The organism is Mycolicibacterium litorale, from assembly GCF_010731695.1.
GTDB lineage: Bacteria > Actinomycetota > Actinomycetes > Mycobacteriales > Mycobacteriaceae > Mycobacterium > Mycobacterium litorale.
The window spans coordinates 3,838,267-3,853,280 of record NZ_AP022586.1; the positions used below are offsets into that span (position 1 = coordinate 3,838,267).

The 15,014-nt window shown below is 70.5% G+C and carries 13 protein-coding genes; 8 read left to right on the forward strand and 5 right to left on the reverse strand.

Going from position 1 to position 15,014, the window contains the following annotated elements:
* Positions 1–140 precede the first annotated feature (140 nt).
* From G6N30_RS18300 to G6N30_RS18330, 7 genes are all read left to right on the forward strand, one after another.
* Entirely contained in the window at positions 141–884 is a 744-nt protein-coding gene (locus tag G6N30_RS18300; RefSeq protein WP_134057784.1) for an oxygen-binding di-iron domain-containing protein, read from the forward strand.
* 9 nt (positions 885–893) lie between these two features.
* Positions 894–1,442, forward strand: a complete 549-nt coding sequence (locus G6N30_RS18305) for a hypothetical protein (protein WP_134057786.1) — start codon at positions 894–896, stop codon at positions 1,440–1,442.
* A 53-nt stretch (positions 1,443–1,495) separates the two neighbouring features.
* Positions 1,496–2,908 carry a glucose-6-phosphate dehydrogenase gene (gene zwf / locus G6N30_RS18310; RefSeq protein WP_134057788.1) on the forward strand — a complete coding sequence of 471 codons (1,413 nt, stop codon included), beginning with the start codon at positions 1,496–1,498 and terminating at the stop codon, positions 2,906–2,908.
* A 72-nt stretch (positions 2,909–2,980) separates the two neighbouring features.
* A complete protein-coding gene (locus G6N30_RS18315; RefSeq protein ID WP_134057790.1) occupies positions 2,981–3,601 on the forward strand; it encodes a TIGR03085 family metal-binding protein in 621 nt (206 codons plus the stop codon).
* A 10-nt stretch (positions 3,602–3,611) separates the two neighbouring features.
* On the forward strand, positions 3,612–4,541 hold the full coding sequence (locus tag G6N30_RS18320; protein WP_134057792.1) for an LLM class F420-dependent oxidoreductase: 930 nt from the start codon (positions 3,612–3,614) through the stop codon (positions 4,539–4,541).
* A 40-nt stretch (positions 4,542–4,581) separates the two neighbouring features.
* On the forward strand, positions 4,582–5,061 hold the full coding sequence (locus G6N30_RS18325; RefSeq protein ID WP_134057794.1) for a hypothetical protein: 480 nt from the start codon (positions 4,582–4,584) through the stop codon (positions 5,059–5,061).
* A gap of 27 nt (positions 5,062–5,088) precedes the next feature.
* Complete coding sequence (locus G6N30_RS18330) at positions 5,089–5,613, forward strand: hypothetical protein (protein WP_134057796.1); 525 nt, start codon at positions 5,089–5,091, stop codon at positions 5,611–5,613.
* Positions 5,614–5,684: 71 nt separating this feature from the next.
* On the opposite strand, the gene G6N30_RS18335 is transcribed toward G6N30_RS18330, so the two are convergent.
* From G6N30_RS18335 to G6N30_RS18355, 5 genes are all read right to left on the reverse strand, one after another.
* On the reverse strand, positions 5,685–7,559 hold the full coding sequence (locus G6N30_RS18335; RefSeq protein WP_134057798.1) for an Hsp70 family protein: 1,875 nt from the start codon (positions 7,557–7,559) through the stop codon (positions 5,685–5,687).
* Positions 7,560–7,589: 30 nt separating this feature from the next.
* The gene (locus tag G6N30_RS18340; protein ID WP_134057800.1) at positions 7,590–9,092 is read right to left on the reverse strand and encodes a dynamin family protein; all 1,503 of its coding nucleotides are present in this window, start codon (positions 9,090–9,092) and stop codon (positions 7,590–7,592) included.
* 66 nt (positions 9,093–9,158) lie between these two features.
* Positions 9,159–11,054 (reverse strand): isoniazid-induced dynamin-like GTPase IniA, encoded by a 1,896-nt coding sequence (gene iniA / locus G6N30_RS18345; RefSeq protein ID WP_163687661.1) that lies wholly within the window; start codon positions 11,052–11,054, stop codon positions 9,159–9,161.
* 90 nt (positions 11,055–11,144) lie between these two features.
* Positions 11,145–12,209: an IniB N-terminal domain-containing protein gene (locus G6N30_RS18350; RefSeq protein WP_134057802.1), complete on the reverse strand. Its 1,065-nt coding sequence runs from the start codon at positions 12,207–12,209 to the stop codon at positions 11,145–11,147.
* 270 nt (positions 12,210–12,479) lie between these two features.
* Positions 12,480–12,992 carry an Rv0340 family IniB-related protein gene (locus G6N30_RS18355; protein WP_134057804.1) on the reverse strand — a complete coding sequence of 171 codons (513 nt, stop codon included), beginning with the start codon at positions 12,990–12,992 and terminating at the stop codon, positions 12,480–12,482.
* A gap of 213 nt (positions 12,993–13,205) precedes the next feature.
* Between G6N30_RS18355 and G6N30_RS18360 the strand changes: the two genes are divergently transcribed.
* On the forward strand, positions 13,206–15,005 hold the full coding sequence (locus G6N30_RS18360) for an Hsp70 family protein (RefSeq protein WP_134057806.1): 1,800 nt from the start codon (positions 13,206–13,208) through the stop codon (positions 15,003–15,005).
* Positions 15,006–15,014 lie beyond the last annotated feature (9 nt).

Consider the following 15,014-nt stretch of genomic DNA (forward strand, 5'->3'; position numbering starts at 1 on the left):
CCGGCTGTCAACTCAGACTTGAGCGATGTTCACTCAACTTGTCGCAATCCACAACGGGCCACCCCGCGGGTTTGTTCCCGGGCGGGGATTTCTGGTCGCGAGACCTACCCGCCGGTCCCCGGCAGGCGGACCATGAGGACATGGAGACCGTCGTCGACGAGATCGCGCCCGGAATCTTCCGGCTGTCGACCTTCATCCCGGACATCACCGAGCACGGGTTCACTTTCAACCAGTTCCTGCTCACCGGCGACCAGCCGTTCCTCTTCCACTGCGGTCAGCGGCAACTCTTCCCGCTGGTGTCCGCGGCGATCGAACGGATCGTCCCCCTCGAGTCGCTGCGATGGATTTCGTTCGGCCACGTCGAGGCCGACGAGTGCGGCGCGGTGAACCTGCTGCTCGACGCCGCCCCGCACGCCGAGGTGATCCACGGACCACTGGCCTGCATGCTGTCGCTGACCGACATGTGCGACCGGCCGCCGGTCGCGACGACCGACCAACCCCTCGACACCGGCGGCCACACCCTGCGCTTCATCCCCACCCCGCACATCCCGCACAACTGGGAGGCCGGCCTGTGGTTCGACGAGGCGACGGACACCCTGCTCGCCGGCGACCTGTTCACCCATGTCGGGCGCGGTCCCGCCATCACCGAGAGCGACTGCGTCACAACGGCTCTCGATGCGGAGGACTTGTTCCACGCCACCGCACTCTGCACCGGTCTGGTGCCCACCCTGGCGGCCCTGGCCGACCTGCGGCCGACGACGCTGGCGATCATGCACGGTTCGTCGTTCGCCGGCGACGGTGCCAACCAGTTGCGTGGCCTCGCCGACGGCTACGCCGACATGATGCACGCGTCACTTCCGTCACATCGGCCCCAGTCGCCGTAGGGTTGCCCTGTGGATCTGCGGCTGACCGGGGCGAGCGTGCTCGCCGTCGCGGCGCTGCTGGCCGGCTGCCAGGACGACACCTCGGGTACCGCCGTGCGCAGCCCCGACTCTCCGACCGAACCCACCGTGCCGACGCCACGGCCGTCGCGCACCCCCACCACCGCGCCGCCGCCGCGGACCGTCACCCCGGCGCCGCCCAGCGCGTCACCGCCCGCCGCCGCCGAGGTGCTGGCACCGCAGAACGGCTACGTGTTCGTCCAGACCAAGTCGGGCAAGACGCGCTGCCAGTTGTCCGCCGAGGAGGTCGGCTGCGAATCGCAGTTCACCGACGCCCCGCAGGTCAACGGGCTTCCGGCCAACGGTGTGCGGCTGTCGGCCGATGGCCGGGTCGAGTGGGTGCTGGGCAATCTCGGCGACATCCCGGCGGTCACCCTGGACTACCGCCGCTACTCCGCGGTGGGCTGGACGATCGACGCAGGCAGCGACGGCACCCGCTTCAGCAACGACCGCACGCACCGGGGCATGTTCGTCGCTGTGGAGCGGGTTCAGACTTTCTGACTTGTCGGTCGTAGCCGGTTTGAACACCGTCGTCGGCCGGGCATGTTGGCCCCATGAGCGAGCAGCGCCCCGCGCCACAGATTTTCGTGCTGTTCGGCGCGACCGGCGATCTGGCGAAGCGAAAACTCTTTCCCGGGCTCTACCGGCTGGCGGCGGCCGACCGGCTGCCCGCCGACTACGCGATCATCGGTTCCGGCCGGCACTCACCCGGCAGTGCTGACGAATTCCGCGGCACGGTCGGCGAGGGGTTGCGCGACTCCGTCGACGACATCGACGAGGACGTCCTCTCGGATCTTCTCGGCCGCCTGTCGTTCGAGGTCTCCGACGGGGACGACGGCAGCGAGCTCGCCGAAGCCGTCCGGACCGCGCAGAAACGACTCGGCGACGACGCGCAGACGTTGATCTACCTGTCGGTCCCGCCGAAGGCGATGCAGCCGATGATCACGATGCTCGGCCGCGAGCGGCTCACCGACGGCGCCCGACTGGTGGTGGAGAAACCGTTCGGCACGGACCTGGAGTCGGCGCGTGACCTGGACGCGGCGCTCAAGGACGTCGTCAGCGAGGATCAGGTCTACCGCATCGACCACTTCATCGGGAAAGAAGCGGTGCAGAACATCCTGGCCCTGCGGTTCGCCAACGGCCTCATCGAACCCGCCTGGCACCGCAGTCACCTCGAGTCGGTGCAGATCGACGTGCCCGAGGAACTCACGATCGAAGGCCGGGGTGGGTTCTACGAGTCGACGGGCTGCTTCCGCGACATGATCTCCACCCACCTGTGCCAGGTGCTGGGTTTCGTCGCGATGGAACCGCCCGTGCACCTCGACGCGGTGTCCCTGCGCAACGAGAAGGCGAAGGTCTTCGAGGCGATGCGACCGCTCGACCCCGACCGCGTGGTGTTCGGCCAGTACGAGGGATACCGGGACGAGGAGGGCGTCGACGGCGATTCTGCCGTCGAGACCTTCGTCGCCCTCGAGGCGTTCGTCGACACCGAACGGTGGCAGGGAGTGCCGTTCTATCTGCGTACCGGTAAGGCGCTGGGCGGCACCCGCCGCACCGTGACGCTGACCTTCCGCAGCCCGCCGATGGAGCGGTTCGGCGCCGAGGCCATGGGACCCAACCAGCTCGTCCTCGAACTCACCGACTCGCCGCAGTTCGAGGTGCGGATGCTGGCCAAACGCCCCGGCCCGGACCTCGTGCTCATGCCGCTGGACATGCACCTCGACCTGGCCGCCGACGGGGATTCCGACGACGCTCCGCTGGAGGCCTACGAACGGTTGCTGCTCGACGTGATGCGCGGGGACCAGACGCTGTTCACCCGGGCCGACGAGGTCGACCGGCTGTGGCAGGTGTGCCAGCCGGTGCTCGACTCACCGCCACAGGTGCGCCCGTACGCCCGCGGTTCGTGGGGGCCGGACGAGGCAGTGGCGCTCGCGGGTGCCGCCGGGTGGCGGCTACCGGATGAGTGAGCCACTGGGCATCGCCGAGCACGGACTGATCAGCGCCGCGATCAACCTCGACCGATCAGATGGAGGAACACCATGACCGCCGCTCAGCGGGAACGCGCCGCACTCGTCGACGCCATGCGGACCCGGGGTCCCGACGCGCCCACCCTGTGCGAGGGGTGGAAGACCCGCGACCTCGCCGCGCACCTCTACATCCGCGAGCACCGGCCGGACGCTACGGCGGGGATTCTCGTTCCGGGGCTCGCGAACTACACCGCCAAGGTGCAGGACCGGACGGCCGAGACGACCGAATGGAGCGCGCTGCTGGACAAGATCGCGGCCGGTCCGCCACGGTTCTCACCGTTCAAACTGCTCGACCCGGTTGCCAACCTCGCCGAGATGTTCATCCACTGCGAGGACGTGCGGCGCGCGCAGCCGGGCTGGGAGCCGCGCCCGCTCGACTATGCGACCGTCAAGGGCCTGACCCGCACGCTGTCGCTGATGGCCAGGATGACGCTGGCCAAGGCGCCGACCCGGGTGGCGTTGCGCACACCGGAGGGCAAGACGATCCTGACCGCGGGCAAGGGTGACCCGGTCACCGTCACCGGGCGGCCGGAGGAGCTGCTGCTCTTCGCCGTCGGCCGCGAGGCCCGTGTCGACTTCGAGGGTGAGCCGGCCGCCGTCCAGGCGCTGCGCGACGCCCCCAAGGGTCTGTAGGTTGACCGCCGTGGATTTCCGTGTCTTCGTCGAACCGCAGCAGGGCGCCCGCTACGCCGATCAGCTCGCCGTGGCCCGCGCCGCCGAACAACTGGGCTACTCCGCCTTCTTCCGCTCGGACCACTATCTGGCGATGAGCGGCGACGGGCTGCCCGGGCCCACCGATTCCTGGGTGACCCTCGCCGGCATCGCGCGCGAGACGTCGTCGATCCGGCTGGGCACCATGGTCACCTCCGCCACCTTCCGCTATCCCGGTCCGCTGGCGATCGCCGTCGCCCAGGTCGACGAGATGAGTGGCGGCCGCGTCGAATTGGGCTTGGGCGCAGGCTGGTTCGAAGAAGAACACAAGGCGTACGCGATCCCGTTCCCGCCGCTGGGCGAACGGTTCGACCGGTTGACCGAACAGCTCGACATCCTCACCGGCATGTGGGCGACCCCGGTCGGTGAGACGTTCGACTACAGCGGCACCCACTACACCGTCGTCGACTCACCCGGCCTGCCCAAACCGGTGCAGGCGTTGCCGCCGATCATCATCGGCGGACAGGGCGCCAAGCGCACCCCCGCGTTGGCAGCGAAGTATGCGGGCGAGTTCAACGTGCCGTTCGTCCCGCTGGACACGGCGCGGACCCAGTTCGATCGGGTCCGGACCGCCGTCGCCGACGCCGGGCGCGAACCGGATTCGATGGTCTACTCCGCGGCCTTCGTCCTGTGTGCCGGTGCCGACGACGCCGAGATCGCCCGTCGCGCGAACACGATCGGCCGCGAGGTCGACGAACTGCGCAGCAATTCACCGATGGTCGGGACGCCCGCGGAGATCGTCGACAAGCTGGGACCGTTCGTCGAGGCCGGTGTCGAGCGGGTGTACCTGCAGGTGCTCGACATGAGCGACCTCGACCACCTGGCGCTGGTGGCCGGGCAGGTGCTGCCCCAGCTGCGCTGACCCGGCGAAGCCGACCTGGTCGCGGTTAGGATCGGTGCCCGTGACGGGCCCCCGCGACGATGACGAGGCGCATTCCGGCCGAGAGGCGGATGCGCCCGCACCGTGGCATCACTCGACGGCGAAGGTGCTCGGGGCGAGCGTCGCCGCGATCGCCGCGCTCGCGCTGATCGTCACCGGCGTGATGTTCGTGTCGAGGAAGGCCGGCGAGACCCCCGAGGCACCACTGAACTTCGTCGATCCGACGTTCTCGTCGATGACCTCCGAGGCGACGACAGAGCCCACCACCGCCACGACCACCACCCGCATCAGCCCACCGCTGACCACCGATCTGGACCTCCCGCCGGAGATGGCGACGTCGACTCCGCCGTCGGAGACCACCAGCAGCGGCGAGCGGCCCTCCACCCGGAAGTCGGAGGAGTCCGAGGAGTCCGACGAGCGGGAGGACGAGTCGGCGGCGCCGACGACGACCCGCAATCGGCCACGACTCAACGAGACACGCACGCTTTACCCGCGTCCGTAGAGCAAACGCCGCCTACTATCGAAGGCCGTGGCGCGACCTCCCGAAGATCCGAATTACTCGGACAACGAGCCGACCCAGTACTCCAACGCCTACAGCGCCGAGCCGACGCAATACGGCGACTACACCGGCGCGTACGACCAGCCGCCGCCCGAGGAGCCGCAGCCGTGGTACCGCAAACCGGGTGCGCTGGTCGCCCTCGGGGCGCTGGCCGCGCTGCTGCTCGCGGTGATCATCTGGCTCATCGTGCAACTGGTGTCGGGTGACGACTCGCCGTCCGACTCCACCACCACGACGACGACCACGACGACGTCCGAAGCGCCCGCGGTGGTTCCGCCGCAGACGGTGACCGAGTCGCCGACCGAGACGACCACGCCGGCGGAGACGACGACGGCGCCCGAGACGACCACCACCACGGCACCGACCACCACCACGACGACCACGACGGCGCCGACCACGACCACCACCACGACGCCTCCGCCCACCACGACGGTGGAGACGAGCACCAGCACGGTGACGATCACGGTGCCGACGCTGGTTCCGCCGGGTGGCTGAGCCCACCTCGAGTGTGCGGTTTCATACGCAACGCGCCGGCTGACGCGTATGCGGTCGCACAGTCGGCGTAGTTAGCAGACGGTTTCGGCGTCCGGCACGCACTCCTGCACCGGGGCCGGTTCGGCCGAAGGCGCCGGTTCCGGCTGGGGCTCGACCGACGGCGCCGGCTCGACCGAAGGCGCGGGTTCGGGTTCGGGTTCCGGTGCCGGCGCGGGTTCCGGTGCCGGCTCGGGGGCCGGTTCCGGTTGCGGCTCCGCCGAAGGCTCCGGCTCCGGCGAAGGCTCCGGCTCCGGCGAAGGCTCGGGCGACGGCTGCGGTTGCGGAGTCGGCGCGGGCGACGACGACGGCGGAGCGGCCGGCGGGACGGTGAACACCGGCAGCGGCAGCTGCGGCAGTCCGAACGCCGGGGCCGGAGCCGGCGCCGCCGGTCGGGGCGCAGGGGCCGCCGGCCGCGGTGCTGCCGGGCGGGGCGCGGCGGGCCGTGGCGCCGCCTGCTGCGGTGCCGCCTGCTTCGAGGCCACTCGCCGCTCGGCCGAGGTGTTGGGGCTCGGCTGCTGCGGTGCCGGTGCGACCGCGCGCGGTGCCGGTGCGACCGCGCGCGGCGCCGGTGCGTTCGCGATCACGGTCTCGGTGACCGCGGCCGGCGCGGGTTGCGCGGCCGGCTGTTCGATCGGCGCGGTCGCCACCGGTGCGGTGATCGCCGAGGAGCCGGCCTCCACCGCACCCGCGTCGCCGGTGTGCGAGGTCAGGATCAGACCCGTCGCCGCCAACGCGGCGAAGCAGGCCGCGCCCGCGAACAAGGCGCCCGGCCTGCGGAACCACCGCACATCGTCCGAGTCCTCGGCCTCCGGATGGTCGAACGCGATATCGGGCCGGGCCATCGCGGCGTCGTAGACCGGGTGCACGTACTGCGTCGCGGCGTCGAAGTCGACGGTTTCGGCCGACCACGCCAGCGGTAACACCGCGGCGACGGTCGCCGGTTCGTCCGGCGCGGCGGCGATCGTGGTGACGGCGTCCTGCTCCACGCCCCGCGACGCCAGCAGCTCGGCACCGGCCGCGGCGGCCACCTGCGCGTACGGACCGGTGATGACCGGCAACCGCAGCGCCTGCGAAAGGTGTTGCGTGACAAGCGGAATCCGCGCGCCACCACCGACGGTCGCGACCGCGGCGAGCTGCGCAGGCGCGATGTGGTTGCGGTGCAGCACCTCGAACACCGCCTCGACCAGGCCGCCGAGCGGGGCCGCCACCAGCGCCTCGAGCTCGGGGCGGGTCAACCGAACCGCGGCATGCGGTCCTTCCAGCGCGGTGGCGGTCTGCACCGACAGCCGCTCCTTGGCGTCGCGGCACTGCTCGCGCAGCGAGGTGAGCGAGGCCACCGCCGACGTACCGGTCGGGTCGACGTCGAGGTCGGCGAGCACATGCCGCAGCACCGCCTGATCGATCAGGTCCCCAGAGAAGTCGTCGTAGCGGACCGTCGAACCGATCGGGCGGAACCCGTCACCGGCATCGGCCAGCGTGATGCTGGTTCCCGTCGCCCCGAAGTCGCACAGGGCGACGACACCGTGGGCGGGCAGCCCGGGATTGGCCTGCAGCGCGGTGAGCGCCGCGACCGCGTCGGAGACGACGGTCAGGTGTGGCACCACGGCGCGCAACGCCGCCACCGCGGTGGGCGACCAGTGCGCCGGGACCGCGACCGCGGCCACGTCGGGCCGCCGCAGCGGGTGCACGGTCCGGGTGAGCGATTCGACCGCCGCCGCGACCAGCTGACCGCCGTAGTAGGCCGACCCGTCGGCGGCCACCAGGGGGACCGGATCGCCGACGCGGTCGACGAAGCCGGTGAGGGTCTGACCGTTCAGCGTGAGCACCGCCGGGCGGACGGTCGGCCGGCCGTCGGCAACGGCGACCAGGTTGGCGGCACCGAGGGATACGCCGAGAGAAGTGCGCATACCTGTATGTCGCCGCAACGCGGCGAAACGTTAAGCGGGTCCGCGACCTTTCGCGGTATACGAGGCGACGAGCGCCTCGGCGCTGCGCACCGCCGCCCGGCAGGCCCGCGCGGTGAAGGGATCGTTGAGGGGATGCTCGGCCCGACGGCGCCACCGCTGCGCCGCGGCGAACGCCGCCCGCGGACCGTCGTAGGGGTCCTCGGGCTGCAATCCCAGCCGGCTGGCCGCGTCGGTGCCCGAACCGCCGATGAGCCGCCGCAGCGACGCCATCTCGTCCTCGGTCAACGTGGTTGCCCGCGAACGCAGCTGGCTCAGCAGCCGCAACTCTTCGAACGCGTGGGTGTCGGCCAGCAGCGGGTCGATGTCGGCGACGATGTAGGGCGTCGCGTAGATCGGGTTCAGCTGCACGAACTGCCGCAGCGACAGCAGCGCCGTATGAGCTTTGAGCAGGTCGGAGCGCTGCGCGAACTGCTGGTCGATCACGTCGCGCAGGGCCACCAGACCGCTGCGTTCGAGCAGCTCGTCGGCCAGCGCCACCGAATCCTTGACTCCCGCGCGCAGCACCGCGATCGAGATGCGGACACCGAACATCCCGAACCGGTCCAGCAGCGCCGCGCGTGTGGCCGCGTCGACAGGCAGCGGGCTGTCCTCGCGCACGAACCGGTCGACCGACAGCATCGCCTTGGCCAGCTCGGCGGGATCGACACCGGCGAGTTTCTCCAGCGCGACGAACTCGCTCTGCCGCAGCGTGCGGGCGGTGAGCGCCAGCAGGCCCGACACCGGGACCACGGCCTGGCAGATGCCGGTGCGGTCCATCTCCTCGGTGAAGCGGGTGGCGACATCCTTGGCCGAGAGCATCGCATCGATGCGGCCGGCGCCGATCTCGTCGGCGCGGGAGGCCACCCCGATCACGCCGAGCGCCCCCGACGAGCCGCCGACCAGTTCGCCGATCTGCTTGAGCAGCGCGATGTCGGCGGCATTGAGCGTGCGCAGCAGGAACACCACCGCGTCGACCCGCGGCACCCCGTCGTCGGGCACCAGGAGCCGCAGCGTGCGCGCCGACACGTCGCGATTCAGCGACGACGTTCCGGGCGTGTCGATGATCGTGGCGTCGATGAGTTCGGCGGCCGGCCACTCCACGTCGAGGTCGAGCACCTCCTCGGGGTCGAGCCGCGCGAAGTCGAACGTCAGGCCCCGGTCGTGCGGATCGCGGGTGATCGGCACGTTGGACCGCCGGCCGCCGCGGTGGTTCGCCGTGACCTTCGGCGTGGGTCCGTGGCGGAACCAGGTGACGATCCGGGTGGCCTCGGTCGCGTCGGTGGGCGCGATCTCCTCCCCCACCAGCGCGTTGACCAGCGTCGACTTACCCGCCTTCAACGTGCCGGCCAGCGCGATGCGGATCGGCTGGTTGAGCCGGGCGCCGATGCGCTCGAGTTCGTTGTGCACGTCGGGGCGCTGGCGGTATGCCGGATCCGCCCGGTACGCCGCGATGGCGCCGCCCAGGATCGCGCGCACTTGGTCGCTTGTGCTCAGGGTTTGCCCAGTCCGTTCCAGTTACCCGACTGCTGACCCATCGAGCTTAGAGACCCCGCCCGGCGATCAGGTCGCCGCAACCGGCGCCGCGGCCGGTGCGCCGAGCTTCTCGGCGTGTTCGACGACCTGCCGCAGGATGTTGAGCTGCCGTTCGAGTTCCTTGACGCGGGTGTTGCGCTCGGACTCCTCGAGCTTGGCCGCGGCGATCGTGGCCTGCAGTGATTCGTTGAGTGAGCGGGTCGTCTGGTTGGCGATCTCGCGATAGTGGTCGCGCAGTTGCCGCTGAATTCCCTTGAGCCGGTCACGCGACTCCTTGCCGACGACGAACGCCACGTCGTCGACGAACCGGCGCACGTTGGTCTTGGCCTCGCTGCGTACCCGGAGCATCCGGTTCTCCATGTCCTCTTTGTAGGCCTTGCGGCCGAGGACGAAGCCGGCGCCGAGCGACAGCGGGTTGAACATGCCCAACCCGGCGAATGACGTCAGCATGCCGAACATCAGCACGCCGCCGTAGGAGCCGCGCATCCCGGTGACGATCTTGTGGCCGAGCTTGAGCGGTTTGGCCTCGAGGTGGGCCAGCGAACGGAACTCGGAGAACTCCGCGCCCATCTCCCTGGCGTCGATCGCGGGCATCCGGACCGCGTCGAGACCCGCCTCCATGAACGTGCGGGCCACCTCGGCGGCCAGCGCCTCGGCGCGCTGATACGCCCACACGAAGTTGTCGCCCACGGCGGTGGCGACGGCCTCTTCGAGTTCGGCGCCGATCTCGGCCCAGTGCAGGGTGGGATCGCCGGCGTCGATGACCCGTTCGGTGTGAAAGGTGATGTTGCGGAAGCGCTGCCGCAGGTCGTGGTCGACGTCGGCGGTCAGGTCGGCGATGCCGTCGTTGAGAACCTGCTGCCACAGCGCGGTGTGCTGCAGTGCGTCCTGCGCCTCCTGTTTGCGCCGCTCGAGATCGGCGGTCAGATTGCCGCGGGCCTGCGGGTCGTTGAGCGCGGACAGCTCGGACTGCACCGCCATCGTGAGATGTTCGGCGGCGGCGCGGATCTCGTTGACCACCTGTATCCGGACGCGGTCGGTGTTGCGCGAGAGCACCTCCTCGGACAGGAACTTCACGATCGCCGGGAAGTTGGACTCTTCGTTGAGTTCCTTGTCGTTGAGCTGCACGGCGTGGCTGCGCAGCGTCGAGGACACAGGGATCATCGGCGTGGTGACGCCGGCGCGCTGCAGGTGGACGCGGTTGGCGTCGGCGACCTGGCGCCAGTGCGGATACAGGTCGGTCTTGGTCGCGACGATCGCGGCGACCGGGCAGATCTCCAGCGCCTGCCGGATGAACGTCATCTCCGGTTCGGTGAACTCCTGGCTCGTGTCGCTGATCATCAGCATCGCGTCGGCATCGGGCAGCAGACCCAGCGTCGCCGACAGGTGGGGCTGGCCGTGCCCGCCGACACCCGGGGTGTCGACGAACGCCAGACCGCCCTTGAGCAGCGGGCTGGGCACAGTCACCTCGACGCGCAGCACCTCGCGGCCGCCGGCCTGTGGCGCGCGCCGCAGATCCTTGCCCAGGTCGGTGGTCGGGATCTCGACGAGTTCGGGTTCCTCCCCTTCGGGCCGGGCCACCACCAAGCGCGCCGACGGCTGCTCGGCATAGGACACGACGGTGGCCAGTACGGTCGACTCGTCGTCGCCGACCCGCGCCACCGGCATGTTCAGCAGCGAGTTGAGCAGCAGGCTCTTGCCCTGTTTGAGCTGACCGGCGATCACCACCCGGATCTGCGGATCCCCGATGCGCTTGCGCGCCCGCGCCAGTCGCGCCACGAGGTCGCCGCGGTCCTGGGCTTCGGCGATCTTCGTCGTGTGCTCGATGAGCTCGAGGACGACTGAATTGGCCGGCCCGCCGGCCGCGACTGAATTGGCCGGCCCGCCGGCCGCGACTCTGCGGGTGTCGTTCGGTGGCGTCATGGTGCCCCTCTTGTCCGGTCCCTCAACGGTATGCGCGCGAACTGGCGGGGACCATGTCGGTCCCCGCCAGTCGCGTTATCCGGTTGCCGATCAGAAGGCGTCCAGATCGGTGTTGGTGTTGTTGTTCGAGGCGACGTCGGTCTCGATACCGGTGTTGGTCTCGAAGCCGGTGTCGTTGCCGGAGAACAGGTCGGTGTTGGTCTCGTTGCCCGACCCGATCGCGGTCTCGTTGCCCGAACCGATGTTGGACTCGTAGCTCGAGGAGTTGTCCTCGATCGAGCTCTCGGTGGACGTCGAGGTGTTGGTCTCCACCGAGGTGTTGATCGAGTTGTCCTCGACGTTGTCGCTGCCGTAGTCACCGTCGATCTGGGTGCCGGCGTTGACGTCGTTGTCGGTGATGATGATTCCGCCGCCGTTGCCGCCGTCACCGCCGACCGCGTTGCCGCCACCGATGCCGATGAGGCTGCCGCCGCCGTCGGCGCCACCGCCGTTGCCACCGCTGGTGTCGACGTCGTTGAGCACCGGGGCGTCGTTGTCGGCGATCAGGTCGCCACCCGCGGTCTGCGAGTTGTCCTCGACCTCGTTGTCCTTGCCGACGACCACGTTGGAGCCGGAGCCGGCGAGGATGTCGCCGTTGTTCATGGTGTTGCCGTCACCGAGGGCCGCGCCGTCACCGCTGACGATGTCGCCGTCGTTGTCCCCGCCGACCACCACGCCGCCGTTGGTGGCGGTGTTGGAGGTCTTGTCACCCAGGGTGATGTCACCGAAGCCCAGGTTGAACGCACCGTTCTGGGCGTTGGCGCCGGCAGCCTGGTCGGGGCTCGCGATCGGCACGTTGTTCCCGCTGAGCAGATCGGTGTCGTTGCGGCTCGCGAACTCGGTCGTCGGCGCGAACGAGGTCTGCGGCGAGAACGGCGAGGCGAAGTTCGACGCCAGCTGGTGGTGGTCGGCCACCGCCCGCTGCAGGCCGACGATCGGGTCACCACCGCCGAGGGCGTAACCGGCCGGCGCGGCCGTGGCGGCCACCGAGGCCAGCTGGGCGGCCGTCACGTTCGGCAGACCCGCGTCGCGCAGGGCGCCGTCCGGGTCGACGACGAAGGACGCGGCCGAGGCCGGGTTGCGGAACAGATCGAGGATGAAGTCAATGATGTTCATGTGACTGCCTTTCGTGTCTTCCCGGTGTCCCGGGGAGGTTGTCTCGCCGGCCCTCCGGCGATCTGGAGACCAATTTATGGAGTTCGCGGCACCCGGCCAACGGGGTCACCACCCCTGCCTCTGCGGCCCGAGTGGGGGGTTTCCGCACTGCCCCGATAGGGGATTAGGGGGTATATCGGGGCGTTTCGGGATCCCCCGCATAATGCCAGGTCAAACAGCAGAAAACCCGCGCGGATCGGGATCCGCGCGGGTTTCGGGAGAAGCAGAGGGTCAGTCGAAGAGGTCGAACCCCGGGGCGTGGTCCGCAGGCTGGGCGTCGTCGACGGCCGCACTCCACACGTCGGCGAGGTCGGCGCCGGCGGGCGAAGCATCGTCGAACGCCGGATCGGTGAGCTGGGGCGTCAGGTCGTCGACAAGGGTGGCCGGCTGGTCGAGGGCGTCGACCGCCGGGGCCATCGCCTGCGCCGTGTCGATGAGGGGCGCGCCGGTGTCGATGACACCCGACGCGGGGGCCGGATCGTCGAACGCATCGAATGCCGCGGTGGCCGCGCCGCTGGCCCAGACGTTGCCCGCCAGCTCGGCACCGAACGCGTCCACCCCGGTCGACGGGGCGGCCATCGGCATCGACTCGGTCACCACAGGGATGAGGTTGTCGACGTCGATACTGGTCACGTCGGTCAGCTGAGCGTGTGCGAGGGCCGCGTCGGGATCGGCGGCGTACCGTGCAGCGGCATCGGGATCCCGCACCAGCGACATCACGAAGTCGAGTAGCGAGTTAGCCATCGGAACACCATCTCCATATCGGCACGACATCAACGCGGAGTCGGGAGCCAGTCCCCCGACTGCTTGTCACGATGCTATCCACGCGGCACGGCCACGGGATCGGTGCGCAGCCCACCGTCGGCCACCGGACATTAGGGGGTCGACCGTTAGGGGCTCGACGCCACTAGGGGGATCTCCCGAGGATCGGGGGATCCCGGCGTTATTGTGGCCATCATGACCGAACCCCTGGGGTTGTCGATCGGGATGACGAACCTGGTGGCCGCCCGAGTTGGCCGCCCGCCGGTGATCCGACGAGCCATCCTCACCCTCTTCTCCGACCGGGCTCCGGAAGTCGGTGTGCCCGCCGAGAACCCGAACCTCGATCAGCCCGGCCTGGTGCTGAGCGGTTTCGTCGACCGGGTCGGCGACCCGGTCCCCATCGTCGCCGCGGACGGTTCCGCCCACCGCGGCGAGCTGGTGCTGGCCGAAGCCCTCGACGCGATGGCGCGGGCGGTGGACGGCGGTTCGCCGATCGCGATCGCGGTTCCCGCCCACTGGGGTCCGGGTTCGGTCGGTGCGTTGCGCGGGGCCCTGCGGGCGCGGCCGAACCTCGCGCCGCACGGGGTGCCCGCCGCGCTGATCCCCGATTCGACGGCCGCGCTGGCCGCACTGCAGGCCGCGCCCGGACTGCCCGGCCAGGGCGTGGTGGTGCTCGTCGATCTCGGCGGCAGTGGCACCAGCGTGTCGCTCGCCGATGCGGGCGCCAACCTCGACACCGTGGGCCAGACCGTGCGGTACCCGGAGTTCTCCGGCGATGCGATCGACCAGGCCCTGCTCAACCATGTGCTCGTCGGTATCGCCGACGCCGGCAGTGCCGACCCCGCCGGCACTGCAGCGGTCGGATCGCTGGCCCGTCTCCGCGACGAGTGCAGACAGGCCAAGGAACGTCTCTCCGCCGAGACCGCCACCGCGGTGCCCGTCGAACTGCCGGGGGTGCACTCCGACATCCGGGTGACCCGGCCCGAACTCGAGCAGCTGATCTCCGAACCGCTCGGCGGACTGCTGAACGCGATCGAAGACACGTTGCAGCGCAACCACATTCCGCCGGCCAACGTGTCGGCGGTCGCTACCGTGGGCGGCGGGGCGGCCATCCCGCTGGTGACGCAGCGGCTGTCCGAGCGGTTGCGGGCCCCGGTCGTCACGACCCCGGAGTCGCAGCTCAACGTCGCCGCGGGCGCGGCCCTGGTGGCCAACCAGAGCGCCGACGCCGACGCCCCGACCGGGATGGCGCCCGCCGCCGACGCCCCGACCGGTCTTGCGCCCGCCGCGTGGGCCGCCGGTGCGGCAGGCCTGGCCGCCGGGGAGACCGCGGCCGACGGCGCATCGTCGGCGACGTTCCGCGCCCTGGCCTGGTCACAGGACGACGCGCCCGCGGGAGAACCCGTGCCGTACACCGGTGAGGACTACGACCCGTCCGCGACCGGAGCCCGTCCGCCGATGGCGTTCGCGTCCGACGACACCGGTTACGGCGCCGCCTACGACGAGGAACCAGGACCGCTGCCCTGGTACAAGCGGCCGCCGGTGCTGTTCGGTGCGGCCGCCGCGGCGGCGCTACTCGCCGTCGGCGGGTTGGCAGTCACGCTGACCAGCAACGAGGGCGATTCGTCGCCGGTGACCGAGACGGCGACGACCGTGTCGATGGAACCGTCACCGCAGGCGCCGCCCCCGCCGGTCACGACCGTCACCGTGGGCCCGGACGGCCGGGCGACCACGACGGTGAGCCAGCCGCCCCCGCCGCCGCCACCGACGACGACGCAGGCCACGACGACCACCACGCAGCCGACCACCACGACGACCACGACCACCACCACGGCGACGACGACGACCACGCAGCCGACCACCACGCGCCCGACCACCACACAGCCGACGACCACACAGGCGCCGCCGCCGACCACCACGGTCGCACCGCCGCCGACGACGGTCGACCCGCCCGACCCGCCGACCTCGATTCCCGTCCCCGACGACGGCGCCTGACCCGAAGCG

Excerpts from the sequence above, each read along its gene's own strand:
- G6N30_RS18360 (WP_134057806.1), top strand. The coding sequence starts at position 13,206 with ATGACCGAACCCCTGGGGTTGTCGATCGGGATGACGAACCTGGTGGCC.
- iniA (WP_163687661.1), bottom strand. The coding sequence starts at position 11,054 with ATGACGCCACCGAACGACACCCGCAGAGTCGCGGCCGGCGGGCCGGCC.
- G6N30_RS18350 (WP_134057802.1), bottom strand. The coding sequence starts at position 12,209 with ATGAACATCATTGACTTCATCCTCGATCTGTTCCGCAACCCGGCCTCG.
- G6N30_RS18300 (WP_134057784.1), top strand. The coding sequence starts at position 141 with ATGGAGACCGTCGTCGACGAGATCGCGCCCGGAATCTTCCGGCTGTCG.
- G6N30_RS18335 (WP_134057798.1), bottom strand. The coding sequence starts at position 7,559 with ATGCGCACTTCTCTCGGCGTATCCCTCGGTGCCGCCAACCTGGTCGCC.
- zwf (WP_134057788.1), top strand. The coding sequence starts at position 1,496 with ATGAGCGAGCAGCGCCCCGCGCCACAGATTTTCGTGCTGTTCGGCGCG.
- G6N30_RS18315 (WP_134057790.1), top strand. The coding sequence starts at position 2,981 with ATGACCGCCGCTCAGCGGGAACGCGCCGCACTCGTCGACGCCATGCGG.
- G6N30_RS18355 (WP_134057804.1), bottom strand. The coding sequence starts at position 12,992 with ATGGCTAACTCGCTACTCGACTTCGTGATGTCGCTGGTGCGGGATCCC.